We start from the raw sequence: 24,242 nt of genomic DNA, 5'->3' as shown, positions 1-24,242 counted from the left end.
CATTTACGTTGGTACGCTAGGTACCCAACGACCCACCCGCCCATGTTGTTTTGCGAATCGGGACTCGATCAGCAGTCTCTTTTTGGCTCCCCACCATCACCAGCGAGACTTACCGGCTCATGCGTTTTTTAAACTTTCTACGAGCGCCGGGACTGTCCCTCATTCTAGTGGGGGCGTCAGGGTATTTCGTCGCACCCTTACCTGCCACGGAGCCGGGCTCGGTTGCTGGCCACGGCAATCCAGCGAGCACAGCGGGCGATTGGCCTGGATGGCGCGGCACGCTATCGGACGGCAGTACCGATGCCGATCAACGGCCGCCGATGCAGTGGAGCGAAACAGAGAATATTGCTTGGCAGACCCCCATTGCCGGTCGCGGTCACGCCTCGCCGATTATTTGGGGGGATGAAGTCTTCTTGCCGACCGCCGATCACGAACGGCAAGTTCAATGCGTGCTTTGTTATGACGCGAAAACCGGCCGACAAAAATGGGAAGCAATCGTCCATGAGGGCGGCTTCAATAACAAAAATGCGGATAAAGCCAATTCCAAGGCGAGCTTTGCTTCCTCGACGATTGCGTCGGATTCCGAGCGGTTGTACGTCAACTTTTTCAACGATGACGCGGTCTACACGACCGCGCTCGATCATGCTGGCCACATTCTTTGGCAGCAAAAAATAACCGACTACACCATGCATCAAGGCTACGGATCCTCGCCCTTACTGTATGGGCCACTCGTCATCGTATCAGCCGACAACAAAGGCGGCGGTGCCGTCGTGGGGCTGGATCGCGAAAGCGGCAAAATCGTCTGGTTACACGAGCGTCCCACCAAACCGAACTACTCCTCCCCCATCGTCCATCACGTCGATGGACGCGATCAGTTGATCCTCACCGGTTGCGATCTCGTGACCAGCCTGAACCCGCTCACCGGCACCGTATTGTGGGAGATCCCGGGAGCGACGACTGAGTGCGTCACGACGACCGTGACCGACGGCACGCATGTCTACAGTTCCGGCGGCTATCCCAAGAGCCACGTCGCCGCGATCGTTGCCGATGGCAGTGGCCGGGTGGCGTGGGAAATCAACAAACGCATTTACGTGCCCTCGATGGTGATTCGCGAGGGCTATCTCTATGTCACCTTCGACGACGGGATTGCCGGATGTATCGATGCCGCGACCGGAAAAGAAATCTGGAAGAAACGGCTCGGGGGTACCTTCAGCAGCTCACCCGTGCTCGTCGGAAAACTCGTTTATGCGACCAACGAAGACGGTGAAACGTTCATCTTCGGCGCCACCCCTGAGAAATATCAGTCCGCCGGTCAAAACAAACTCGGGCAAAGTGTCTTTGCCACGCCGACCATCGTGGGGAGCAAAATCTACACCCGCATCGCCAAGATGGAAAATGACCAGCGTCAGGAATACCTGGTCTGCATCAGCGAGTGAGTCCAGACGCGTCAGGAACCAGCGGAGCGTTCGACCGTCTCGTTCAGAGAGTCCTTTACCGCTCGTTCCTAAGCGGCCCGCTCGGCGTCGCTACGCCGCCTGCCGCCGCGCCGCACGGTGATGGCCGCACGGGACCATGAGAGCACGCGGGACCATGACGGCCGCGGCTCACCACGGCGTCGCATTCTCGGTGGGGTCAGCTCGTCGATGGGGTGTCAGTACCACGCCACATGCGAGAACAAATGCCGCTGAAGTCGTCGACGAACGTATACAGCACAGGAATCGCCAGCAGGGTCAGCAGCAAGGATAACGTCTGGCCACCCGCGGCGAGCACCGCGATCGAACGACGCTCTTCGGCACCCGGGCCGGTGGCAATCAGGAGCGGCAGCAGGCCGGCGACGAACGAGATCGTGGTCATCAAAATGGGCCGCAATCGATCGCGGTTGGCACGCATGATCGCGTCGTGCCGAGCCAGCCCCTGGCCGCGAAGGGCGTTGGTGTGATCGACCTGCAAAATGGCCGCTTTTTTGACGACTCCGAACAGGACCAGGATCCCGAGCGCGGAATACAAATTCAGCGTTTCGCCCCCCCAGTACAGACTGATCAAGCCAAAGGGGACGGCGATCGGTAACGACAACAGGATGATAACGGGATAAACCATGTTCTCGTACTGAGCCGCTAAGACGATGTACATGAACACGAACGATAGCAGGAATGTCCATCCAAAATCGGCTATCGTGCGTTCGAGTTCACGACCGCCTCCGAGCACTTCGATATTGAATCCCAGCGGAACGCCAATCTCATGGGCCGCCGCTTGCAATGCTTCAACCTGGCCCGCCAACGCGTATCCATCCGCAATGTTGGCACGCACCGCAACCATCCGTTGTCGACTGAGCCGATCGATGCGCGACGCTGAGGTGCTGACCTCAAAGGAGACTACATTGTCCAGCCGAGTGTGCGTTGAGGTGGCAGCCTCCGCGCTCGATGCCAAGCCACGGTTCGATCCCGTCATGGACACCGGCGTCCCTACCACGCTGGTCGATTGGATCGCGGAATTGGGATTGGACCGGACAAACAGCTGAGAAATCGAGGGGATGTCATTGCGATCCAAACCGGCCAAACGCAGTTCAACGTCATAGGCATCGCCAGCGGTACGGTCGAAGTATCGCGACACCCGGTCATCGCCACCAACAGCAACCCGAAGCGTATCTGCGATTTCCTGCACTTCGATACCCATTGCGGCAGCCCGTGGTCGATCGATGTGAATCAGGAGCTCCGGATTGTCGATCTGCAATGTGGAGTAAACATCGACCAGGCCGGGGATCTGTTTCGCTCGCTCGCGAAGTTCGTTACTGAACGTCAGCAGCCGATGGGCGTCCGGACCCGTGATCGCGAAATCGATATCAACGGGGGCCCCCTGTCGCAGCGACGTCAAGTTACGCACCGAAAGTCGTAAACCCGGGATCGTTTTCAGCAGACCCCGGATTTCCGACATCTTCTCACGCTGTGTGAAATTGCCTCGCCACGCGGCCCTCGGATCTCCGGCGAGCACACCATTCCAAAATCTCGCAAACGAAAACGTTCGCTCTTTGCTATCGAGTAATCGAATGAAAAAACTGGCTCGATTGACATCGCTACCGCCGCGTGTTCCCACGGTGGCCAGGGCCGTCTCAATCCCGTCGATGTTGTTCAGCACCGACTCGACTCGTTCGATGGCTTGACGCATGGCCAGCACGCTGGCCCCTTGGCGAGCCTCGGCCCGCACCTCGAACTCCGATTCGTCGACGTTCAAAGGGACATAGTCGCGTTGCACCAACCGGCTCAAAGGGACGTTCGAAGCGATCACCACGACGACGACCGCGAGCACGACCCAGCGAAATCGTAGCGACTTGGCGAGCATCCAAAGATAGCTCCGCTCGATCATCGAATAGAAGCCACGCCGCGAGGCTGGCGTGACCCCCGATTTTCTCGTTTTACTCGGACGCAAGAGTTTGCTGCACATCATCGGTGTCAGCGAGAAACTGATCAGCATCGAAATCAAGATGGCCACGGTCGCGGTGACGCCGAACTGAAACAGCATCCGGCCCGTCACACTCGACAGAAACGAGACCGGTAAAAAAACGATCACCAGGGAGATGGTTGTCGCGAGCACTGCCATGGCAATCTCGCGAGTTCCCTGAATGGACGCTTCGAAGGGATCCATGCCCTTTTCTTCGATGCAATGAAATACATTTTCGAGCACCACGATGGCGTCATCGATCACCACACCGACCATCAGTACCAACGCCAGCATCGTGACGTTGTTGAGCGTGAAGTCGAACCATCTCATGAACGCAAAGCTGGCGATGATCGACGCGGGGATGGCGACGGCGGCAATGATCGTCGAACGCCATGACCGCATGAACAGCAACACGGTCAAACACGCCAAAATGCTTCCCGAAATGAGGTGACGCTCAATTTCGTGGAGTGCCTCGACAATGTATCGCGACTGATCTTGAATGATGGAGACGCGGACACCGTCGGGGAGGAGGTCTTCACAACGCGACAGACGTTTCTTGATCCCATCGATCACGGCGACGGTATTCTCGCCGGATTGTCGTTGGATTTCCAGCACCACCGCGGGTTCGCCGTTGAGACTCGCCAGCGTCCGGACTTCTTTCGTGCTGTCGGTTACCGTGCCAAGGTCCCCCAGCCGAATGGGCACTCCATCGACGGTGTCGACAACGAGATCCGAGAAAGTGGATGAATCCGCTACGCGTCCGAGCGTCCGCATCGTCAATTCACGCCCGCCTTCGTCCACTCGCCCGCCGGGCACTTCGGCATTCTGCCGGACGAGGGCCTCACGGACTTCGAGAATCGAGAGGCGGTGAGCCGCCAAACGATCCGCGTCAATATCGACTTGAATCGCCCGGTCCGCTGCCCCCGCAATGACGACTTCACCGACGCCATGGGATGACTCGATCACATTCTTGACATATCGATCCGCCAGCACGAATAGCTCGCGAGAGGAGCGTTGGCCGGAAACAGCCAATGTCATGATCGGCGAGGAATCGAGATCCCGCTTCTCGACGATCGGCGGATCGATGCCGGTCGGCAACTGCCGCCGGACACTCGCGACGGCGTCACGGACATCTTGAATGGCAGCATCAATGTCGCGATCGAGCTCGATGGTGATGATCACAAAGGAACGGCCGTCACTCGAGATCGATCGCAGTTCCTCGATGCCTGCCACCGTCGCCACCGCGTCCTCAATGACGCTGCTGATCTCTGACTCGACTTCTTCGGCAGCCGCCCCGACATACTCCGTGTTGACGAAGATCTGCGGCATATCCATGTTTGGAAAACGGTCGACACCGAGTGTCGGAAATGCCGCAATGCCAGCGACGACCAACGCGGTAATCAACATCAACGCAAAAACCGGTCGCTTGACCGAGACCTCAGCGAGCCAATACATCGGATCCTCCTAGGATGGCAGGGGCGGGACGTCTCATGAAGATGCCCTCTCACTCGAAACGCCTTCCGCTGGATCATCCAAGGATTCAACCGAAGCGGGCTGTTCGTTCGTCTTGTTGTCGTTGCGAGACGTTGTCCCGTTGGCTGGGGGGACGCTTGGCTCATGCGAACTCGTGGCCAGCGCTGGACTCGAGTTTGGATCGGTTACGGTCGCAACCATCCCTTGCTCGCCATCGATCAAAATTCGGTCGCCAATTTCCAAACCCTCCGCCACTTGTCGGAATCCTGGGCGGCGGTCGGACGTCGCGATGGGTTGTTCGGAGGTGACACCATCGACCACCTTCCAAACTTTCTGAGTGCCCGCGAATTCGACGATGGCGGACTCGGGCAACACAATGGCCCGTGCATCGGGATCAATCACGATTTCCGCTTCGGCAAACAGCCCCGTCCGCAGTTGCTGGTCGTCGTTGTCTACATCTGCCTCGAACATCAGTGTTCGCGAGCGTGAATCCAGCATCGGACTGATTCGTGTGACCGCAGCAATCACCGGTGTGGGGACGGACTGGATCGTCAGTCGCACTTCTTGCCCGAGTTGCAATGATTGAGCAAAACGCTCTGGAACGGCACCATGAAACCGCAGCGGCGAAGTGCGAACGAGAACCGCAATCGGCTGGCCCGTCGCGACGTAGGATCCCGGTGCGATCCCGCGTTGTTGCACGTACCCGCTGAAGGGAGCTTTGACGACCGCGTCGGCTAACTGCTGTTGAGCAATCGATAACTCGGCTTGCCGCACACTGATTAGTGCCAGTGATTCTGCAACAGCATTCAGGGACGAGGCATACTGGGCTTGGGCAACCTGCTCGGCCGCGGCCGCTTGGTCGAATTCTGCGACCGACAGCGCATCGCGATCCCTGAGCATCTTGGCTCGTTGAAAGACAGCAATGCCCTCATCCCAAACGGCTTTCGCCTCGCGCACCGGGGCGGCAGCCTCGGGATTGAGATTCTCGGCGGATTCCCCCGCGGAGAGTCCCACCGTCGATCTCGCTTGCTGGAGTTGCGCTTCGGCTTGCAACACACGAAGCCGAGCCTCCTGCTGATCGAGAGTCGCCAGCGGCGCCCCACGCTCGACGAAGTCACCGATTTCGACGTGCACCGTGTCCACCCGGCCGCCAATCTTGGCTCCGACGACGGCCTGCTCATCGGGCAGCATGCTGCCCTGACAGCGAACCACAGTAGGCCAGCTCTTTAAGTCGATGACGAACGACTCGGCGGTGAGCTCGGGCAGCTCCCGTGTCGGGTCAAGACTCTCTTGAGCGGGGTTCTGCTCTTGGCAACCACCGGCGGCCATCACCGCCAGGCCGAAAACCAAGCAGCCCGATAGCCGCAATGTGTGGAGTGGCGTCAATCGCATGGAATTTGGCGGGGCAATTTGGCGGGGCTATGTCTGGCATGAAATCCAGAGCGTCTGGGCGAGGCCAACCATTGTAATCAGAAAACTGCCCCCGAGCGGTTTTCGGGAGCGTTCTATGACTGACAAAGACCAGGAAGAGTCGCAGTGGGTGGGCACCTGGTCACATCGGAACTCACGTTTCGTGATGAGATTTGGGCTCCGTGCATCATGTTTTGCCGCTGGTTCGGCATCGACGCTCCCGATCGACGCATCGCATTCTTGGCCGTGGGCGCCTTCTGCGGGGCTTCTCCGCCAGTCTTTATTTAAAAAACTATCTGCGGCAGGGAGACGCGGGTTTGGGGGTGCATGAGGCGTGCTCAGACGCGGCCAGGAGGGGGGAATCGCGTTATCTGCTGGATTCCCGGGTAGCCGCAGCCGATATAGGGTGCATGACAGGGTTTGTTAGGTAACTTTGGTTTTGGTCTTGCGATGGCGGAAGCCGTCGTTTCGCTGGCCTCGACGATGCCAGAAGGCGTCTCGGTCGTGCGTTTCGCTCAGGTCGTCCGCTTTGAGCTGCAGTAGTGGCTCAAGCGAATCGTCTCGCCAAAACTTTTCCGTCCCTTTGATCCGCTCGTTGATTTGCTTCTGAGCCGATTCCACGGGCGAGGTGGTCACTGGAAGTCCCGCACGCCGATAACGAGCATACTGCATCCGCGACGCGTTGTTGCTCAGGTAGGTGATGGCCCGACGCAGGTCTTCGGGAACATCTTCGTGACCGGCAGCTTGCTGTTGCATCGCCGTGATGACTCGATCGACATCACCGCTCCACGTCCACTCGAGCCACTGGATATACAACTGCCAGCCATCTTCGATCCGCCCGCAGGATGCGATCGCACCGCCGTAGACGTAAGCCAAGGCGTGCATGATGTCGACGATCGGCGTGTAGTGCGAGAAGTGACTCGACCACAGCGACCAGTTCACTTTCAAGCCGTCGCCCATGAAGGCTTTGATTTTGGCTTTGTTAAAACCACGCCGATACGCCTCGGCCGCCAACGCCAACCCGAGATGATCATATCCCAGTCGGGTCGCAACGATCGTTTGTACCAACGGATCACCGCCGCTCCAACGCTTGTGATCCTTGCGTGACGACTTGCTGTTTTGGCTGGCTGGTTCTGCCGAAGCTGATTGCTTTGATGACGGCTGGCTGTCACGCGATGGCTCACTCTCAGGTTCGCCTGAATCACTTGATGAACCGCTGCTGCGATGGATTTCATTCACTTTGGGAATAATCCACAGCGGATCTTTCAAACATTCTGGGACCTCGGGGTGAGGGTCCACGTCCGATGGCCTGGACTGATACGTTTGCAGCACGCCGGCCTGAGTCTCTCGCCACCAACGGTGCTTTTTGTCGCTCGGTTTGTCCTGCCCCCAAAGCGAATCGCGAATCTGAGCACGACCGCCGTCACCCTGTATCACTGCGGCACGTCCGCTCCAATCATTTGCTGGTGCATCGTGGCTTTGGCCGTGCTGTTGCTCGGGGATGCTCGCGGCGGTGTAGCGATCAATGCTTTGTTGCTGTTCGCCGAGTCGTTCGTTGCCGATGCGAATGGCGATCCGCTGACATTGCTTGGAAGAGATGGTCAGTTCAGCGAGGTCTCGCAGGTTGCGACTGGCCACCGCATAGGAACGGTCTCTCGCTGCGGCGATGGTAACTTTCTGTAGGACTGCGGGCGTTTGCTCGATGTCGATGTCACACTGCAATGTTCTCATCTGAGGGAAAAAAATCGAGGCGGCAAGCCTCGCAATGAGATACGTCGGTTTTGAATTTCACTTGGCCTCGTCTACTTTGCAGCGAGCGATGCTGAGCCTTTTTCGGTGTCATTTCCATACCGCATTTGGGACAGGCGGTCACCGGATCGGCCTCTCGAGACTGCTTGGCGAGCAGTTCGCTCATGACGATTTGCGTGACCCGGTCGACTTCCTCGATGGTCCGTTGCTCGATCGTCATCAAGTTGGCGTTGGCGAGATCGGGAATCCCGCCACCATCGATGAGCCGCTGCATGACGAGGTCAGCGATTTGTTGGGCGGTGGGTGTGGCTGATGCCGATTCCATGGCGATTCCCTCGAAAAGTGTTCTCTAAAGCTCCCAGCCTTCCCGGCTGCACGCCGCAAAGTGTAATTCATATCCAAATTCAAGCCGACCCCAATCCCAGCCGCAAACCCTGTCATGCACCCGCCGATATAAGTCCACACCGATCAGGCTGGCGTCACCCGGCCGTCACTTGATATGAACAAACCATGACGTCCGCTCCACGCACCTCCCAACTGATTCGTTCACGCGCGCCATGAAGTCTTTCCGCCGAGTTTTACTACTCGCCTGCCGCCGACGCCTCTCGCTGATAGGGGTTTTGCTGACTTCGCTGATCATTGCAGCAATGTGGGGGGGCAATATCGGGGTACTCTACCCGATGACCGAAGTGGTCTTTGCGGGGGAGGACTTGGCGTCCTACGTGCACGCTCAAGTCGAAGCGACAGACCAAGAACTCCGTGAAATCGATGAAAAAATCGCTCGTATTGATGCGGCGGCCGTCGCGGGTGCCGAACAGGATCAGGAACTCGCCGAAAAATCCTCGCTGAGTTTTCGACGCCAGGCTGTCGCGTATTCGTCGTCTTGGCTGCATTGGGCGGAACCGTTGGTCAACCGCTGGGCACCGCCCGGGCCGTTCAATACCCTGCTGCTGGTGGTCGGGTTCTTGATCGCTTGCACCGTCATCAAACTCGTAGCCCTGACCATCAATTTGATATTGGTTCAGTACATCGCCGAGGGCACGGTGATGGAGGTGCGCGAGAAGTTTTTCCGTAAATCGCTCCAGTTGGACTTGGACCATTTCGGGGAGAACGGTTCTGCGAATCTGACCAGCCGCTTAACCAACGACGTTTCCCACGTCGGCGTCGGCCTGAGTACCTTGATCGGTCGCGTGATCCGTGAACCGCTCAAGATGGCCGTTTGTTTGTTCGGCGCCTGTGCCGTCTGTCCACGTTTGCTGCTGTTGGTGATGGTGATTTCGCCACTCGTCGCGATTGTCATGCAACGACTCAGCCGCGCCATCCGTCGGGCCAGCCGCCGAGTGATGGAGGAGATGAGTGGGCTCTATGGGATGCTCAACGATGCCTTCAACGGAATCCGCGTCGTCAAATCGTTCAATACCCAATCACATGAACGCGCCCGTTTTCGCTGCCATGTCGATGGCTACTTTCGGCGCTCGATGAAGGTCGCCTTTTACAACTCGATGGCGCGCGGCACGAGCGAGTTGTTGGGACTGATCATGGTCGGGATGGCAATCATTGCAGGCGGCTATCTGACGATCAATCAGGAAACTCATTTGCTTGGCATGCGGATGACCGAGCGGCCGCTCGATAGCTCTAAAATGTTATTGTTCTTTGCGTTCTTGATCGGCGCATCTGATCCTGCGAGAAAACTCTCTGACGTGTGGAGTGCTTTGCAGCGTGGGATCGTGGCCTCGTCTCGAATCTACGAAATCATTGATGCTCCCGTACGTGTTACCGAACCGGCCGTCGCGATCAAACCGCCTCGCCCACATCGTGAACTTCGTTTTGAGAACGTGCATTTCCAATACCCCGCCGGGCCTCAGGTGCTCCAGGGCATCGATTTAACCATTAAACATGGAGAAACGGTCGCGTTGGTAGGTCCCAATGGTTGTGGCAAAAGCACCTTGATCAGTCTGCTGTGCCGGTTCGACGATCCGCTGCAGGGACACGTGCGTCTGGACGATTGTTCGATTGATCAAATGGCCACGCGAGACCTGCGGCGTCGGATCGCGTTGGTAACCCAACGGACGGTGCTGTTTGACGACACCATCGAAAATAATATCCGCTATGGCAGTCCGAGTGCCGACCGGCACGCAGTCGTCCGCGCTGCAAAACTCGCCTTTGCCGATGACTTTATCCTTCGCAAGACGCCGCATGGTTACGAAACCAGGCTTGGAAGTGGTGGCGTGCGGCTCTCGGGTGGGCAGATGCAGCGGATCGCTCTGGCACGCGCGTTCTTACGCAATCCGGACATCTTGATACTCGACGAAGCCACCAGCCAAATCGACATCGAGAGCGAGATGTTGATTCACCGTGCCCTGGAAAATTTCTTGCAAGGCCGAACGGGGATCATGGTGACGCATCGCGCCAGCACGCTGGCGATGGCTGACCGCGTCGCCGTTCTCGACCACGGACGTGTTGCCGCTGTGGGCACTCACGACCAATTGTTCGCTAGCAATGGCTTCTATCGCAATCTCTACGGCAGCGATCTTGCGGACGCGGCCTAGCCTGGGTTTTCTGCTGAGTGCGGCGAGGTTTTTTGCGTTCGGGCCGATTTCGAGGTATAACATCGGTCCTTTTCACGCCGCCTCTCTCTCGTTCTATATCGCCCATGAGTACGGTCACCGCTGTTACTGACTCCGTCGCGACAGGCGGCCGACCGGATGGGCAAGCAGCGTCGGCACGTTGGCTGCAGCGAATCGACGACTGGGCGGAAACGGTGGGCGACACCGTCAATCCCATTCTGATCAAAGAGACGCGTCAGGCACTCAAGAGTCGGCAGTTCGTGTTGACGTTCTCGGTTCTGTTGGTTGCTGCTTTGGCCTGGACGGTAGCGGGCAGCCTGTCGCTGATGCCGATGATTTATACGACGCCATCGGCACCGCGTTTGCTCATTGGGTATTATATCGTGTTGGCGATACCCATGCTGTTGGTGGTGCCGCTGGCGGCGTACCGCTCACTCGAGTCCGAGATTGACGATGGGACGCTGGAACTGCTCTCGATCACGGCGTTGAGCCCGTGGCAGATCGTGTTGGGGAAACTGGCCAGTGCATCGCTGCAGATGATGCTCTATCTCGTCGCCTTGTTTCCCTGTGTGGCATATGCCTACACGCTGCGCGGCGTCGATTTGCCCACCATCGCACTGATGATGGCTGTGTTGATTACCGCTGCGATCGCACTGACGATCGTGGCGTTGGCGTTCGCACCGTTAGCGCGAGGACGTTCGGGCAGGATCACGACTTTGCTCGTCGTGCTGATGGTGCTGATGATGGCCGAATACGTGATTGGTACAGGGGTCGTCTTCCTGATCATCGACGGCAATCCACTCACCGTTGGCTGGACCGTGTTCCTGCTGATCACGATGATCTTGCTGACGATCTCGATCGGTCATCTGCTGTTGACGGCAACCGCCGCTCAGTTGACCCCCGAGAGCGAGAATCGTAGCAGTGGGATCCGCTGGTCGATTCTCATGCTGACGATCTTGGTGTTTGCGTGCAACGCGTTTGCAATCGAATGGATTCAAGAGGATCGCGAGCAAGTCTTCGCTGTTTTTATCCCTTCGCTGCTGTGCTTGGCCGGTCTGTGGACGTTCAGTGGTGCGTTGATGACTGCGGAGTCGGCGACCGTAACGCCGAGGATCCAGCGTGAGTTGCCTGGGAATTTTCTTAGCCGGTTGTTGTTGCTGTTCTTCACGCCTGGCCCGGCGACGGGTTTAGTGTTCGCCTGCTTAGGAATTCTGCTGTTGATGTCGGCGGCGTTGGCGGGGATCGAGCGGATGCAGTCGCTCGGTAGTGTGTTGTCGCCGTCTGCGATGGCGATGCCGCAACTGCTGATCTTGGCCTATTCCAGTTACCTGATGGTGCTGTTGTTGTGCGTGCGCGCCGTTGTCGCCATTGTCCGGATCCGAAATCATCCTCGCGTTGAGATTGGTTTGGCCGCATTGATTGCCGTCGCGGTGCTGGCGGCGCTGGTGCCGTATTCGATTGAGTTGCACGCCAACGACTACCGCCCGTTTGAGTATTCCGCTTGGCAGATGACGAATTGGGTTTGGACAATGGGTCGAATTATCGATGGCCAGCCACCGGCGTGGGTTTTCGAGATCTCGGTCGCTGCGATGTTGATCGCGATGTTGATCGCCATTGCCAGTGTGGGGCGTCGGGCGCTGGCGATGCGTACCGCTACTCCTGAAGCAGTATTGGCCGAGCAACAGAAAGGCAAGATGTGACGAACATCAGCATTGTTCGGCTGAGACCGATCACTCGGCTGGATCTGCATCGGTGGGCTGGACCAATCAAACTCGCGGGGCACTGCGCTGAAACACGATAAAAGTGGGGACGAAACTTCTCGATCGAGTTTGCCCCATGCGACGTTTTCTATTCCTTCTTCCCGGCCTCATGTTCCTGGCACTGCCAGCAGTTCGGGCGGAATCACCGTTCTTGGAACGCCGCTCAGATCCGGATTCGCTGTCGCGATTGTTGGCCTCGTCCGAACGCCCCACCACGTTTGGCCTTCGGATGGTGACGTTTCTCAGCGACGATGATTCACTCGCCTTGATCGACGTGGACGACCAGACCCGGGATGATGATTCCGATCTCAAACTCAGGCTCGTCGACGAGGGCGATGAGTCGCCCGGCACCGCGACCGCAGGCCAGCAAAACCCAGGCGGCGACGAGGATCGGGATAGCACGACGGGCGATCGCGTCGTGGAGGCTGTCAAATCCGCCAGTTTGGACGACGCGGGTGATGACCGCAGGCCAGAGACACCTCCACCGAGTGATGACGCCCGATTGGCGAAGAGGATGGCCGAGCTGAACAAGCCCGCCACGCTGCTGACGGTCGCTTTACCACCGGGCACCGCTGGTGACACCCCCGTCAATCAAGCGGCAGAAGTCTTCAACCAAACGCCGTACTGGATCGTCGGCGGTCCAAGCGAGCCACCGCCCGCACAGCGGGTTCATATCGTGTTCTACCACAATCCAACTTACTACCAAGAACTGAATTTGGAGCGATGTGGACAACTCGACTGCGAGCGCTGTGGCTATCTACAAAATCTCTATTCCAGTATTTGGTTTGTGGGCAATACCTCGCTACTACCGTTTCGCTTAGCGGCCCAACCACCCTGTGAGTGCGTCCCCGGTTATGGCGATTGCCTAACCTGTCACGAATACAGTTGTCCCGTCGAGCCCTTGCCGTTGGGCGATGGTTGCGCCGTGACCGGCCGGGGAGCGATCAGCCAGTCCGCTGCTCTGGCCGGGTTTGTGTTGTTGCTGTGGTAGCGGTGCCCCATCGTGCAAAATCTCCTGTCAATCGATACGATTGGTTGGTATGAATACCGATTCGATTCCTGACGCGATGGCTGACCCTGCGGAGCCCGCAACGACGGCAGAAGTCATCTTCCTGGGTACGGGAACGAGCGTGGGAGTGCCCACGATTGGATGTCAGTGTGACGTTTGCACGAGTGATGACCCCCATAATCAGCGCACGCGGTGCGCGATCGTGGTGCGATTGAATACGGGCAATTTACTGATTGACACGCCGCCTGATCTGCGGACCCAGCTGTTGCGAGAGCAGATCCCGCTCGTCCATGCGGTGCTGTTTACCCACGAGCACGTTGATCATTTGTATGGATTGGACGACGTGCGTTTGTTTCCGTTTCGGCTCGGCCACGCCATGCCGCTGTACTGCGAACGTCACGTCGAAGAACGCATCCGTCGCGTCTTTGACTATGCCTTCAGCGACCGCAAACCAACCCACCCTGGTTCGACGCCCCAGCTGGATTTCGCACGCATCACACACGACCCGTTTGAGGTGCTCGGAGTCGAAGTTCTGCCGATTCCGATGCGGCACGGACCGTATTTCAATGTGCTTGGTTTTCGGATGGGTGATTTTGCCTATTGCACGGATACCAACTCGATTCCACCGGATTCGATGGATCGATTGCGGGGCGTCGACACGCTCGTGATTGACGCGCTCCGTTTCCGTCCCCACCCGACCCATTTTTGTGTCGAAGAGGCCATCGAAGTCATCCGTGAAATTGGGCCCCGCCGCGCTTTCTTGACGCATCTTTGTCATGACATCGATCATGCCGTCGTGGACTCACAGTTACCCGCGGGGATCCACCTCGCGTACGACGGATTGCGATTAACCATCACTCCGTAGTCGCGTCGCAGTTCAACGATTGGGCACGCCGGCATGGGGCTTGCCAACGCCACTCTTGCGGAGCAGATGGTGACGATTGTTCTTCGCTGAATCCTAGGCCGAAGGGTGTCCGTGGCATCGATGAGGTCCCTGCTAGGCAAATCGTCCATGCAGGAACCAGCGTGTTTGCTGGGGCGAGTCGGCGGGCATGTCATGGCCAAGGTGGTAATAGATCCATAGCCGGGCACCGTTTTCGAGTTCGATGCGGAAGTAATCGCGGCGGATCAGCGGCCCGCTCCACCAACGGGTTTCAATCCGCTCGGGGCCCCAATGCTCACACACCCGTTCGATGCGGCCACGGATGCGAAACCGGTCGGGGAATTCGCCGCCGGGGCCTGATGCGCTGTCGCCGATCGGTGTGATTGGCAGTGGCTCGGACAGCAATTCCATCGGGCGTCGACCAAGGTCGGTTGTTTGCGGCCCCTGGGCAAAACCGCGTCGGCGTGTTGATTGTGGTGGAGCATCAACTTGTTCGGCCGCAGCAGCGGACCTCTGACGCGCCGTCGGGCCGCGGGCCGCTCGCTTGACCTGCTTGACCGCATTGTTCATGCGATGCGCCGTCATGGGGAAATCGACGATGGTGCTCTCTGGCAAGGCATCGTCACTGACGCGAACGCCGCGGACGGCGTCTTCGCCGAGCCGGCCCGTCAAAGCGTCAATTAGGCGGGCCGCTTCGGTTTGCCCGGTCCAGTCATCGCGTGACGTCGCAGCAAAATCGGGACCGAAGATCGATGGCTGGCGACTCGACAGGGCGGCGTGCTGAGCCACTCCCACTGTTATCCGCGTGACCAGCGACCCCAACCGAATGGACTGCAATGCGCCGAGTGTCAATGCGGTCAGATGCGATTGATCCAGCGTCGGCGCGAACAGCCCCGTCTCGAAAATTACTGGTGGATGCTGAGTCAGTTCGAGTTGACACTTCAATCGCAAGACACCCCGGTGCAACGAATGGAGTTCCGCGGTAGCTTGCCCGATCAAACGCGAGAGGCGATCGGCGAGCAAGTCGGTCGCGTCGGTGGGGTATTCGAGTTCGAGCGTGGCAGTGTGCTCGCACTGGAGGGGCATTGCGATCAGTGATTCATCGACCTCGCCGAGAGCCTCGGCAATCCGGCGACACAGCGCCGGGCCGAGCCGAGTGGCCAGTCCCTCGCGAGGTAGTCGCATGAGGTTGCCGACTGTCGCGATGCCGAGCCGATCGAGAGTGGCGACAATATCGCCTTGCAGTCGCAGTGCCCTGCAGGGCAGCGTCGCCAACGCCGCCTCCGCGCCGCCGGGCGGGGCAATGAAGAATTGGTGAGCGTGTTGTCCTGGCGAGCTCGATCTACGGGGTTCTGAGACGGCATGATTGGCCAACGCCCAAGCCGCACCGAGCGTGTCGGCAATCGCGATGCGGCCGCGGAGATTTTGCCGATTGAGAATCTTGGCGGCTGCGGCGAGCAACCCCAGTTCGCCGGCTCGATCTGGGGCAGCGGACCGGGGGGGCGGCGTCAACGCAGCCTCGGATGGTTCACTGAATAGATGCGTGACACCTTGGATCTCAGAAAAAATGGCTTCGGGGTCGTGGCGAAACCGGCCCGCCCACTTGAACCGCTGGAGCGTTTCGACGGCGGTCTGAGGACTGATCTCGGTTTGCAACTCCATCGCGAGCGACTGCAGAGCCCGGCGATCCGCATCGCGATCGTAGGGCTCGATCATGGCCCCGGACATCGTGGCCAGATCGGTGGCTTGGGCAATCGGCATCCCTAATCGCACGCCGGCGCGGGCGGCCAGCGGGCAGAGTGCTGCGACGATTCGACCCCGCCGTGGATCGGTGTGCCAAAGAATAACGGGCAGCTCGGCGTTGACGGGCTGGGCGTCAACCGGCCCGGCTTGCTCCGCCACTTCGCCGGGTGGGTTGGGTGTGGGCGACGGCGCGGGAATGCGTCGACGCTGGATCGGCCAGTCGGGCAGCCAAAGGCACAGCAACCGCTTCATGTCGATTCTCCGCGGGAGTGTGGTTGGTTGGGGGGGCGGGTCGCCGCTGCAGTGTCGCAACGACCGCCGGGGTGAGTGGGTACAGGCGGGCGTCGGGGGTGACCGCCAGGAACGTTTTTCCCTGGGCCTTGGTTTGACCTAGGCTGGCCGCAGATGTGTTTTGCGGGCTGCTGGCACGGTCTAAATTTCGGGCTCGATCGAGGCTGACACAGAGGATCCGCAGGTCCACCGGCGGGCGCAACGGCAAACCAGCGGCCGCACGCTGATCGGCGGACAACCGTGACGTGTCGATCGGGACCGCGGCAACGTGCCAGCGGACGGCTGCGAAGGAGGGTCGAGTGCGGGCCGATGCCGGCAATACAAACAGGCCCGGGGTGCGTCCCTCCTCGGCGGCCAATTGCAATCGCCGTGCGTCGTGGTCGGCAAGATTCCATGGCAGTGTGCACCATACTGCTGCGACGGACGAACATCGCAGGGCTTGATCCATCGCCCACACGCTATCACGCTGGTTGTTGGGACGGCACACCACAATCCGCTGTGGCGAGATCCCACAGGCTATCGCGGCGGCGGCATGAAAGGTATCGCTCGGATCGACGACAATGATCGGACCGCGGTGCGGCGCCGTCGCTCGGTCCGGCGCCGTCGCTTGGTGCGGCGCCGTCGCTCGGTGCGGTGCGGTATCGCCGGCTCGGCCAGCGACCGATTCGCTGTTTCGGTCCGTCATCGCCGAGGCAGCCGCTAACATCGCGAGCGTCGACGCACCGCTGGCGTCATGACCGGCGACCCATTCGCAGAGCCAGCCCCGTTTCAAACCGCCGCCGGGCACGCCAGCATCCAAAGCCTGCGAACCGGTGGAGAACCGGGCGGCGGAATCCATCGCGGGATTGGTCGCAATCGCCGCGGCACGGCCCCGCAACGCAGCCATCAGGGCTCCGCGATCCACCGGCAGCGAGTCCGCCCGCAATGGGCCAGCGGAGGCCGATGGAACGGCCTCACAGGTCGTGCCGTTTTCTTCGACCTCTCCCTGGGAGGGGCGGCTCGCCCCGGGCCGTGGAGGCAGGCCGCTGGTGGAATCCCCTGCTCTCTTTCCGTTTCGCTCACCCCTTCTCGATGTCGGGAAAAGCATGGAAACGCTGGGGGTCTCGCTATCGCAATGCCGTGCGACTTCCTGGGGGGGTGTGGCCCGAGGCCGTCGGCTTGGTACTCTGGCAACAGGTTTGGTGGTTGCTCTGACAGCGGGCGCATTCTCAGCGGCCTGCCAAAACGCGAACGTTTGCTGGGCAAGCGATTCTCGTGAGGGGCGTGAAAGCGTTTTTGATACTGCCATGGCGTGTGCGTCCCAGCTACCTTGGGTGAAGGGTCCGGTATGCCGGATGAGTCCCTGTCATTATGCTGGCAAAGTCATTTGCTAGCAAATCTTTTTTGAATCCAATTCTATTCTGTCATGCTACAAAAAATTCGCTATTTTCTGTTTCTGCTCGCGGTGCTCGCCATGATCGTGGTGGCATTCCAGAACCAGGATCGAGTCGACTTCAACATTCTGTTTTTCCAGGGCCGGTACCCGCTGACGCTGTTGCTGTTGGCGACATCAGGCCTCAGTTTCGTCTTGGGGGCGGTCTGCACGATGTGGCGAGGGCATCGGCGTGGGAAGGAGAAAACGCGAGTAAAAACGCATTCCAAGAAGGCCTCCCCCCAAGATTCACCAACTCGGAAGTCGTTCGGGTCCGCCCCCCAAAACGATGCGGTGGATGAATTAACGAAGTAATCTCCTCGGCTCCCAGTCTCTCATCGACCATTTTCCGCTGAACCTTTCGCGAAGGCGTTTCGATTGAGTAGGCGTGCTTACTGAGACACGCACCCGGGCCGTCCGGACAAGACGCGTCCGAGCCTCGGAGGGCCTCGAGGAGACTCGAGGAGACCCGGCTACTCATGCTTCGCCTAACCCGCGACCTGGACGTGTGCGGGGGCGAGCTCCCCTGCGATCACGGGCAGGCGCGTGAGAGCGGACTGGGCGATGGTGGTGGACTGGGCCGCGACGACTGTCGAATTTGCCGCGGCGGCGCGGCGGCGGGCGACGAGGTCGTGACGCAGCAGCACCGCTTGAGCCAGATCGCCGATGGACTGAATCGGGCGACTGCGACGTTGTGATTGAGCCTTCATCTGAGCCCGTCCATCGCGAACCAGGGTGGCGAGTCTCGACAAAGCGTCCAACTCAGTTCTGTTCGCATCGCCGGCATGGGAATCGGTGAGGTCGGAAAACAGGGTCAATTGAGTCATCGGAAAGTCCTTTGCAGTCGGGGAATGGGCTGATGCCCTTCAACGACAGACATTCTTCGCTAGGCCGGTGACACGTTTGGTCACCCCGTGAACGGATCGGGGGCCGCCACTCGCCAAAATCTCGTTACCAATCATCCCGGTGATGCCGGATTCGAGGGGCGGTTGACGTCTATTTGCTGATATTCAAGGTCGTTCAGCATCCGTCCCCAAATCACCCAGCTAAGCTAAAATAGTTCACTTCAGTCTGTTTTCCCGGGTGTCCCGTGCACTGGAACGTCAACTCGACGCGATCGTCTGATCCCATTCCGCCGGCCGGTGTATCCGTGCCGTTGCAGGATGCACCCATGGAACTTGACCGCTCCGCTCGAATGCCATGCGCGGTTTCGCTCATGCCACGCACAGGACGTCTACTGAGCGTCCAAGTTCGGCGTCGATTGCCGAGACGTCTTGGCTGGCGCAATCGCTATGTGTGCATCGCCGACCAGCTCCGACGCCTGCGAATTTGGCTCATTGCGTTGGCGGCTCTGCCAATCACGGTGTTGATTTTGAGGATCGGTTTGGCGTTAACCGATCGCGATGGTTTGCTGGCGGGTTGGTTCCTTCCCCTGCTCGCGGCATCCCTTTTTTGCGGTGCAGTGGGAGCGTGCATTGGGCTGTTGACGGTACCGATCTATCGGGCCTCCCATCGCCGCCGTCTGCGCAACAGTCTGCGTTATCACCACCGTGGCGTGTCGCTGCGGAGTTTCATTTCGAAATGGGATAACCCGGCCCAAGCGATCTATCGGTCGTGTCGGCTCAGCGCCCGGTTGGCCAAAGTTCATGACCTGCAGTTTTTTGCCACGATCGGCTGCTTTGCGGCTGCGGGCAGCTTCGCGGCACTGGTTCGAAGTGATTATTTCGTGGGCGAAATACTGTGTTTGCTATCGGTGATTGCAATCGTATCGAAGTGGCCCACCACGCAACGGCTCGTGCGTTGGTGCGGCCAAGTCATTGACCCACTGTGTACCCGTCGGGACGAATACATCGAGTACTGATATCCATCCCCGGCACATCACGGCAGTATGAGGCCTAGAACGGCAGCAAGTAATACATCCACGCCTTGATGCGGACGGTAACGTTGCTGATGACGTGGAACGCGCGGCCGGAATCGGTGTAGATGGCTGCCACCCCCGTTGTGCCCATGGCCAGCGAGGCTGTCGCTGACTCGTCATCGAGCTTCAATTTCACCGCGAACTGACCGCTCGATTGGATGGCAGACGTGGTGACCAATTGCCCTGAGGTAGTGAGTTGCCCATCACCGCTGGCCTGGATCACGGCGACCACTGTGGCGGCAAACACCTCACCGGGATGCGACTTGAGAACGATTTCGGCGCGGTCCCCTGGCTTCACATTCTTGACAATATTTTGCCCGAATGCGGCCACGATGGCCGCATCGGACGTGTCAATGAAGGTTCCCATCGGTGCAAACGGCAACGCAACGGCCATGGATCCTTCGCGAACCTGCCAATTGGTAACGAAACCATCGGCCGGCGCGTAAACGGTGCACTGCTGCAGGTTGAACTCGGCATTCTCCAAACTCGCCTTCATCGATTCCACGGTGCTTTTCGCGGCGGCGAGCGAGGCGACGGCTGATAGTTTCGACGCCTGGGACTGGTCGATGCTCGCGTCCGCGGCGATCAGTTCCTGCTTGTACTTTTCCAGTTGCACCGCGCCAACTGTGCCCGCAAGAGCCCCCTCGGATTCTTTGGCGGATTGATACTGCGCCTCGGCAGCGGCGCCTTTTGCGATGGCAACATGGACGGCAGCGTCCGCGACTGCGACGCCAGCGGTCAACTGCTCGACCGTTTGCTTGGCCGCATCGAGTGATGCGCTGAGCTGGTTGACGGCGAATTGATAGGGCGTCTTTTGAATCTCAAAGAGTTTGTCTTTGCCCTTTTTCAGTGGCACGTTCGGCTTTGCGTAGATCTTTTCGATCGGACCTTTGACTTGCGGCACAATCTGCACGGTGTATCGGTTCACCACCAAGCTGCTTGAGACCGGTGATGAAAACTGCCATAGCACGGTGATCAAGCCGACGGCCAAGACACCCGTCGAACTGGCAATGGCCACGTTCGTCGGCGTCGGCTTGATCCGCATCTTCACGTAAAACAGCCAAATGCCGAGGACGTAGAAAATCGTAAAGACAGCAATCATGAATCATTCTCCGATCGTTTGGTTTCCCGCATGCCCGATCGCAAAAATGCCCAGACAAACGCAATCGGCCATCCTATGCCACCGCACGCCAACCCGATCCAGCTTGCCGCGTTAATGGCATCGACCTGCGGATGGTTTCGCTTCAACGCAATCTTTTTGGGAAGCGATCCCAACGCCACGATGATGGACACGAAGACACAGAACAGCAACGCGATGACGAACCACGCGAAAACAGTGGCGAAATCAATCATTTCTTTCGACCCCTCAGCGGATTTTTAAACGATTTGATAGATAGGTCACAAATCCTAGCCCCCGTGCCCGACGGTCTTCAACGGCACCGATCTCAGAGCCGACTCGGTGTGTTCCACCTGCATTGTTGCAGAAATAGCAGACTCGAATCGGCAAACCGAGAGGGATTCACCTCTATTTTGACCTGACACTCCCTCGTGAGTTTTTGCTAATGAATCGATCTTAGCGGCATCGCTCTACCGCTGTTTCGCCGTCCACACGCTCAAAGAGTCACACTGATGGGTACACCGTTCTCCGCAAAAACACAGCTCGCCTCGATCACAGAAGTCCTACGCACGATCGCTGGACCGCTGGACCTGAATGTCTCGGTCCGTCTGTGGGATGGCAGCGTGGTGCCCTTGGGTCCGAACGCGGACGGGCGACTGATCCTCTCCCTCTCCGGTCCGGGCGTGATCGGCTCGATGATGCGCCGTCCGACCCTGGAAACCTTGGTGCGATTGTACGCGACTGGTCATATCGAATTCGAGGGCGGCGACCTGATCGAGTTCACCAAAGCTCTCCGTACCGAACGCTCCAACCGCGCCGAACTGAAGAAAATCAGCAAAGCGATGGTGGCGCGGAAATCGATTCCATTCCTATTCGCCAAAACCAAGACGGATGACCTCGACCATGGATATCGTGATGACATGGTCGGTCGCAAAGAGTCCGCTCGCAACAATACGGACTACATCCAGTTTCACTATGATGTCGGCAACGATTTTTACAAATTGTTCCTGGGTGAAGAGATGCAGTACACCTGCGGCTACTTTACCGATTGGTCGAACTCACTCGACCAAGCCCAGAATGACAAACTCAATATGATCTGCCGCAAACTACGCCTCGAGCCGGGCGAGCGGATGCTCGATATCGGTTGCGGTTGGGGCGGATTGATCTGTCACGCTGCCCAGCACTTCGGTGTGTCGGCCCACGGTGTGACGCTTTCCCAGGAACAGCACGACTTTGCCAAGGCCAAGATCGAGCGGCTCGGGTTGCAGGACAAGGTCACGGTCGAGATTTGTGACTACGCCGATCACCAAGGCACCTATGACAAGATCAGCAGCATCGGGATGTCCGAGCACATCGGTGCGGCGAACTACCCACGCTATTTTGGGAAAATCAACTCGATGCTCCGCGACCGCGGCGTGATGCTCAACCACGCCATCGCACGTCGGGCCAAGACGAGCAAAAAGGCTGCCCAGCGGATTCGCCCAGAACGTCAGTTCATCCTGAAATACATCTTCCCGGGTTCGGAATTGACACCGGTCGGGGAAACGACTGAGAGCCTCGAACTGAACGGCTTTGAAGTCCATGACATTGAATCGTGGCGTGAGCACTATGCCCACACGACACGGTTCTGGTGTCAAAACCTATCGGCAAATCGCGAACGCGCGATTGAGCTGGTCGGCCGCGAGAAATACAACCTATGGGTCGCCTACCTCGCTGGAGCCTCTGCCGGTTTCACTGCCGGGTCGATCAAACTCTACCAAGTCGTGGCGACCAAGCGAGCCAAAAAGGGACTCTCGGGAATGCCTCCCACACGCGAGCATCTCTACCGGGCTGCGTAGTAGCCGGACGGCTCCGGTGGCTTCTCGCCGCGAAGATGGCGGACTCCGTGCCCGTCAACCAGACAGGCCACCTTGCGGTGGCTCGTTAATTTTTTGTTTTCCACCCGTGCAGAACGTGGAACATTCGTCAAAGAGGCTTGGCCCGAATGCCGCCTCCAAACGGAATCAATTCCGTTAGGGTAGCCGAGTCGTTGGCATCCGGAAGAAGACGACTTCGCGGCGGCCACGGACGATTCCCATCAGTATTCCCGGATCGGCGTGATCCCACGCGATTCCCTGGCCAGAAATCGGTGCTGGCACGGTGGCGACATGTGTCAGTTCGCCGCTGCCGGTGGGGACGTCAAGGACATAGAGTTCCGCATGGTCATGTCCGGTCACGAGCAATTGTCCGCCGGGCCCGAACACGCCTCCGGAGTTGCTGTTGGGTAAAAAACGCTGCACCACCGACTCGGGGAACGTCCACTCTCCAGTCTCCTTCCAGTGGTCGTCATATCGAACCAGTTTCGTGCGGCGAACCTCGGCCTCGCCGTAGAACGCGAACCCGATCCACCACGACCCCAGATGTCGATCGATCCAATTGATGGCTCCCTCCGATTCGGAAAACGGTTTCGATTCCAGATGGTTTAACGTTTCGGCATCAAAGATCTCGATGGTGTTTTTAAGCGGTTTCGTTGGCCAGTTGGAGTTGGCGCAATACAGCCGTCCATCAATCACGACGCCACTGTTGAGATGCTGGATCCCCGATTGGGCGGGTGCTTCCCAGCGAACAAGACGCTCGGCAGATTGCTTGTCATACCGAGCGATCGTGTGGTTCGAGATCGCATAAAACGACGACTCGTCCACCGCCACAGCCTGATGTGCTTCCACAATGCGAACACGTCGGAGGGGGTGAACCGCGTCGTCCGCTGCATCGACGGCCGTTTGTAATGATGCGCAGACGAGCGCGAGAAAAATGATGGGAGTGTGGTTCATCGGTTTCGCCGCTTTTGAGTTTGATGTCGATATCCTAACCGATCCGCCACGGGGGAGCCCACACGGCTAAACTGGTTGCGACTGTCTGTCACCCAAGTCTGATCATCGCTTTCGAACTCCTGCTTGCCTGATCGCATTATGAATGTCGCTCAACTGCTGATACTCTCTTGGGCGGTCACCCTGCCCGCTCTTCATTCCGCCGCTGAGGGACGAGATTATTCAGCTAGGTGAATCGATCGAGCAGTCCACTGGCGACGTTCGCATCGAACAGGAACAGATGATGGTGGAAACGCCACGCAAACCCGGCCTCGGATGGCGGGAGGAACTGTCTGAATTTTCCCGCGTCAATGACAACGGCGTCGCGATGATCCGCGTTCCCGTCTATTCCTTGTCTCTCAACGACAACACGGTCATCTGGGCAACACCGCTGTAATTGTTCTGTGAGATTGCGATCAAAATTCGCGATCAATCTCCCTTCGAATAGACGTTCTTTTTTGGGCTGACCAACGGCTCACTGCTGTACATGCCGACCCGAAAGGCGTTTCACTCCGGGGCAATGCTTGGTGTATCGACGAGTCGGTACCGGACACCTTAATTCGGACACCTTAATTAAGAGCGTTCGAGCACAATTTCAGACAGTACTTTCCCACTCGTTCCTACCAGGCA

19 protein-coding genes are annotated in these 24,242 nt (G+C 58.6%); 9 read left to right on the top strand and 10 right to left on the bottom strand.

Annotated features, from left to right (window positions below; all coding sequences use genetic code 11):
* Positions 1-119: 119 nt before the first annotated feature.
* A complete protein-coding gene (locus SH410x_RS25065; protein ID WP_473671831.1) occupies positions 120-1,436 on the top strand; it encodes an outer membrane protein assembly factor BamB family protein in 1,317 nt (438 codons plus the stop codon).
* Positions 1,437-1,632: 196 nt separating this feature from the next.
* On the opposite strand, the gene SH410x_RS25060 is transcribed toward SH410x_RS25065, so the two are convergent.
* From SH410x_RS25060 to SH410x_RS25045, 4 genes are all read right to left on the bottom strand, one after another.
* Complete coding sequence (locus SH410x_RS25060; RefSeq protein WP_473671829.1) at positions 1,633-4,890, bottom strand: efflux RND transporter permease subunit; 3,258 nt, start codon at positions 4,888-4,890, stop codon at positions 1,633-1,635.
* Between the two features lie 33 nt (positions 4,891-4,923).
* The gene (locus tag SH410x_RS25055) at positions 4,924-6,300 is read right to left on the bottom strand and encodes an efflux RND transporter periplasmic adaptor subunit (RefSeq protein WP_473671827.1); all 1,377 of its coding nucleotides are present in this window, start codon (positions 6,298-6,300) and stop codon (positions 4,924-4,926) included.
* A gap of 441 nt (positions 6,301-6,741) precedes the next feature.
* Positions 6,742-8,049, bottom strand: a complete 1,308-nt coding sequence (locus SH410x_RS25050) for a hypothetical protein (protein WP_473670264.1) — start codon at positions 8,047-8,049, stop codon at positions 6,742-6,744.
* Positions 8,030-8,392 carry a hypothetical protein gene (locus SH410x_RS25045; RefSeq protein ID WP_473670265.1) on the bottom strand — a complete coding sequence of 121 codons (363 nt, stop codon included), beginning with the start codon at positions 8,390-8,392 and terminating at the stop codon, positions 8,030-8,032. The genes SH410x_RS25050 and SH410x_RS25045 overlap by 20 nt, the downstream gene beginning before the upstream one ends.
* Positions 8,393-8,624: 232 nt before the next feature.
* On the opposite strand from SH410x_RS25045, the gene SH410x_RS25040 reads away from it, so the two are divergent.
* The 4 genes from SH410x_RS25040 (at position 8,625) to SH410x_RS25025 (ending at position 14,268) form a co-directional block, all read left to right on the top strand.
* The gene (locus SH410x_RS25040; RefSeq protein WP_473671825.1) at positions 8,625-10,616 is read left to right on the top strand and encodes an ABC transporter ATP-binding protein; all 1,992 of its coding nucleotides are present in this window, start codon (positions 8,625-8,627) and stop codon (positions 10,614-10,616) included.
* Positions 10,617-10,720: 104 nt separating this feature from the next.
* Complete coding sequence (locus SH410x_RS25035) at positions 10,721-12,334, top strand: ABC transporter permease (RefSeq protein WP_473671823.1); 1,614 nt, start codon at positions 10,721-10,723, stop codon at positions 12,332-12,334.
* A gap of 136 nt (positions 12,335-12,470) precedes the next feature.
* Entirely contained in the window at positions 12,471-13,385 is a 915-nt protein-coding gene (locus SH410x_RS25030; protein WP_473671821.1) for a hypothetical protein, read from the top strand.
* A gap of 49 nt (positions 13,386-13,434) precedes the next feature.
* The gene (locus tag SH410x_RS25025; protein WP_473671818.1) at positions 13,435-14,268 is read left to right on the top strand and encodes an MBL fold metallo-hydrolase; all 834 of its coding nucleotides are present in this window, start codon (positions 13,435-13,437) and stop codon (positions 14,266-14,268) included.
* A gap of 132 nt (positions 14,269-14,400) precedes the next feature.
* On the opposite strand, the gene SH410x_RS25020 is transcribed toward SH410x_RS25025, so the two are convergent.
* Positions 14,401-16,281, bottom strand: a complete 1,881-nt coding sequence (locus SH410x_RS25020) for a DNA polymerase Y family protein (protein ID WP_473671816.1) — start codon at positions 16,279-16,281, stop codon at positions 14,401-14,403.
* Entirely contained in the window at positions 16,163-17,608 is a 1,446-nt protein-coding gene (locus SH410x_RS25015) for an ImuA family protein (RefSeq protein ID WP_473671814.1), read from the bottom strand. Before SH410x_RS25015 ends, SH410x_RS25020 begins: the two co-directional genes overlap by 119 nt.
* 117 nt (positions 17,609-17,725) lie before the next feature.
* On the opposite strand from SH410x_RS25015, the gene SH410x_RS25010 reads away from it, so the two are divergent.
* Positions 17,726-18,046 (top strand): lipopolysaccharide assembly protein LapA domain-containing protein, encoded by a 321-nt coding sequence (locus tag SH410x_RS25010; protein WP_473671812.1) that lies wholly within the window; start codon positions 17,726-17,728, stop codon positions 18,044-18,046.
* 173 nt (positions 18,047-18,219) lie between these two features.
* Here the strand turns inward: SH410x_RS25010 and SH410x_RS25005 are convergent, their stop codons facing one another.
* The gene (locus tag SH410x_RS25005; RefSeq protein ID WP_473671810.1) at positions 18,220-18,558 is read right to left on the bottom strand and encodes a hypothetical protein; all 339 of its coding nucleotides are present in this window, start codon (positions 18,556-18,558) and stop codon (positions 18,220-18,222) included.
* A 389-nt stretch (positions 18,559-18,947) separates the two neighbouring features.
* Between SH410x_RS25005 and SH410x_RS25000 the strand changes: the two genes are divergently transcribed.
* Complete coding sequence (locus SH410x_RS25000; RefSeq protein WP_473671808.1) at positions 18,948-19,592, top strand: hypothetical protein; 645 nt, start codon at positions 18,948-18,950, stop codon at positions 19,590-19,592.
* Between the two features lie 34 nt (positions 19,593-19,626).
* Here SH410x_RS25000 and SH410x_RS24995 read toward each other — a convergent pair whose 3' ends face one another.
* Both SH410x_RS24995 and SH410x_RS24990 read right to left on the bottom strand, forming a co-directional pair.
* Positions 19,627-20,751 carry an HlyD family secretion protein gene (locus SH410x_RS24995; protein WP_473671806.1) on the bottom strand — a complete coding sequence of 375 codons (1,125 nt, stop codon included), beginning with the start codon at positions 20,749-20,751 and terminating at the stop codon, positions 19,627-19,629.
* Positions 20,748-21,002: a DUF3302 domain-containing protein gene (locus tag SH410x_RS24990; protein WP_473671804.1), complete on the bottom strand. Its 255-nt coding sequence runs from the start codon at positions 21,000-21,002 to the stop codon at positions 20,748-20,750. The genes SH410x_RS24995 and SH410x_RS24990 overlap by 4 nt, the downstream gene beginning before the upstream one ends.
* 276 nt (positions 21,003-21,278) lie before the next feature.
* Between SH410x_RS24990 and SH410x_RS24985 the strand changes: the two genes are divergently transcribed.
* Entirely contained in the window at positions 21,279-22,604 is a 1,326-nt protein-coding gene (locus SH410x_RS24985; RefSeq protein ID WP_473671802.1) for a class I SAM-dependent methyltransferase, read from the top strand.
* A 174-nt stretch (positions 22,605-22,778) separates the two neighbouring features.
* On the opposite strand, the gene SH410x_RS24980 is transcribed toward SH410x_RS24985, so the two are convergent.
* On the bottom strand, positions 22,779-23,576 hold the full coding sequence (locus SH410x_RS24980; RefSeq protein WP_473671800.1) for a hypothetical protein: 798 nt from the start codon (positions 23,574-23,576) through the stop codon (positions 22,779-22,781).
* Positions 23,577-23,856: 280 nt separating this feature from the next.
* Between SH410x_RS24980 and SH410x_RS24975 the strand changes: the two genes are divergently transcribed.
* Complete coding sequence (locus SH410x_RS24975) at positions 23,857-24,009, top strand: hypothetical protein (protein ID WP_473671798.1); 153 nt, start codon at positions 23,857-23,859, stop codon at positions 24,007-24,009.
* The last annotated feature ends 233 nt before the right edge of the window (positions 24,010-24,242 follow it).

This window comes from Rhodopirellula sp. SH410 (genome assembly GCF_055811895.1).
The sequence above is the reverse complement of the archived record's forward strand: the minus strand, read 5'-3'. Positions and strand labels throughout refer to the sequence as shown.

Coding starts and splice junctions, on each gene's coding strand:
- SH410x_RS24985 (WP_473671802.1), top strand. CDS start 21,279: ATGGGTACACCGTTCTCCGCAAAAACACAGCTCGCCTCGATCACAGAA.
- SH410x_RS25055 (WP_473671827.1), bottom strand. CDS start 6,300: ATGCGATTGACGCCACTCCACACATTGCGGCTATCGGGCTGCTTGGTT.
- SH410x_RS24975 (WP_473671798.1), top strand. CDS start 23,857: ATGGTGGAAACGCCACGCAAACCCGGCCTCGGATGGCGGGAGGAACTG.
- SH410x_RS25005 (WP_473671810.1), bottom strand. CDS start 18,558: ATGACTCAATTGACCCTGTTTTCCGACCTCACCGATTCCCATGCCGGC.
- SH410x_RS25035 (WP_473671823.1), top strand. CDS start 10,721: ATGAGTACGGTCACCGCTGTTACTGACTCCGTCGCGACAGGCGGCCGA.
- SH410x_RS25060 (WP_473671829.1), bottom strand. CDS start 4,890: ATGTATTGGCTCGCTGAGGTCTCGGTCAAGCGACCGGTTTTTGCGTTG.
- SH410x_RS25040 (WP_473671825.1), top strand. CDS start 8,625: ATGAAGTCTTTCCGCCGAGTTTTACTACTCGCCTGCCGCCGACGCCTC.
- SH410x_RS25030 (WP_473671821.1), top strand. CDS start 12,471: ATGCGACGTTTTCTATTCCTTCTTCCCGGCCTCATGTTCCTGGCACTG.
- SH410x_RS25045 (WP_473670265.1), bottom strand. CDS start 8,392: ATGGAATCGGCATCAGCCACACCCACCGCCCAACAAATCGCTGACCTC.
- SH410x_RS24980 (WP_473671800.1), bottom strand. CDS start 23,576: ATGAACCACACTCCCATCATTTTTCTCGCGCTCGTCTGCGCATCATTA.
- SH410x_RS24995 (WP_473671806.1), bottom strand. CDS start 20,751: ATGATTGCTGTCTTTACGATTTTCTACGTCCTCGGCATTTGGCTGTTT.
- SH410x_RS24990 (WP_473671804.1), bottom strand. CDS start 21,002: ATGATTGATTTCGCCACTGTTTTCGCGTGGTTCGTCATCGCGTTGCTG.
- SH410x_RS25065 (WP_473671831.1), top strand. CDS start 120: ATGCGTTTTTTAAACTTTCTACGAGCGCCGGGACTGTCCCTCATTCTA.
- SH410x_RS25000 (WP_473671808.1), top strand. CDS start 18,948: ATGCCACGCACAGGACGTCTACTGAGCGTCCAAGTTCGGCGTCGATTG.
- SH410x_RS25025 (WP_473671818.1), top strand. CDS start 13,435: ATGAATACCGATTCGATTCCTGACGCGATGGCTGACCCTGCGGAGCCC.
- SH410x_RS25015 (WP_473671814.1), bottom strand. CDS start 17,608: ATGGCAGTATCAAAAACGCTTTCACGCCCCTCACGAGAATCGCTTGCC.
- SH410x_RS25010 (WP_473671812.1), top strand. CDS start 17,726: ATGCTACAAAAAATTCGCTATTTTCTGTTTCTGCTCGCGGTGCTCGCC.
- SH410x_RS25020 (WP_473671816.1), bottom strand. CDS start 16,281: ATGAAGCGGTTGCTGTGCCTTTGGCTGCCCGACTGGCCGATCCAGCGT.
- SH410x_RS25050 (WP_473670264.1), bottom strand. CDS start 8,049: ATGAGAACATTGCAGTGTGACATCGACATCGAGCAAACGCCCGCAGTC.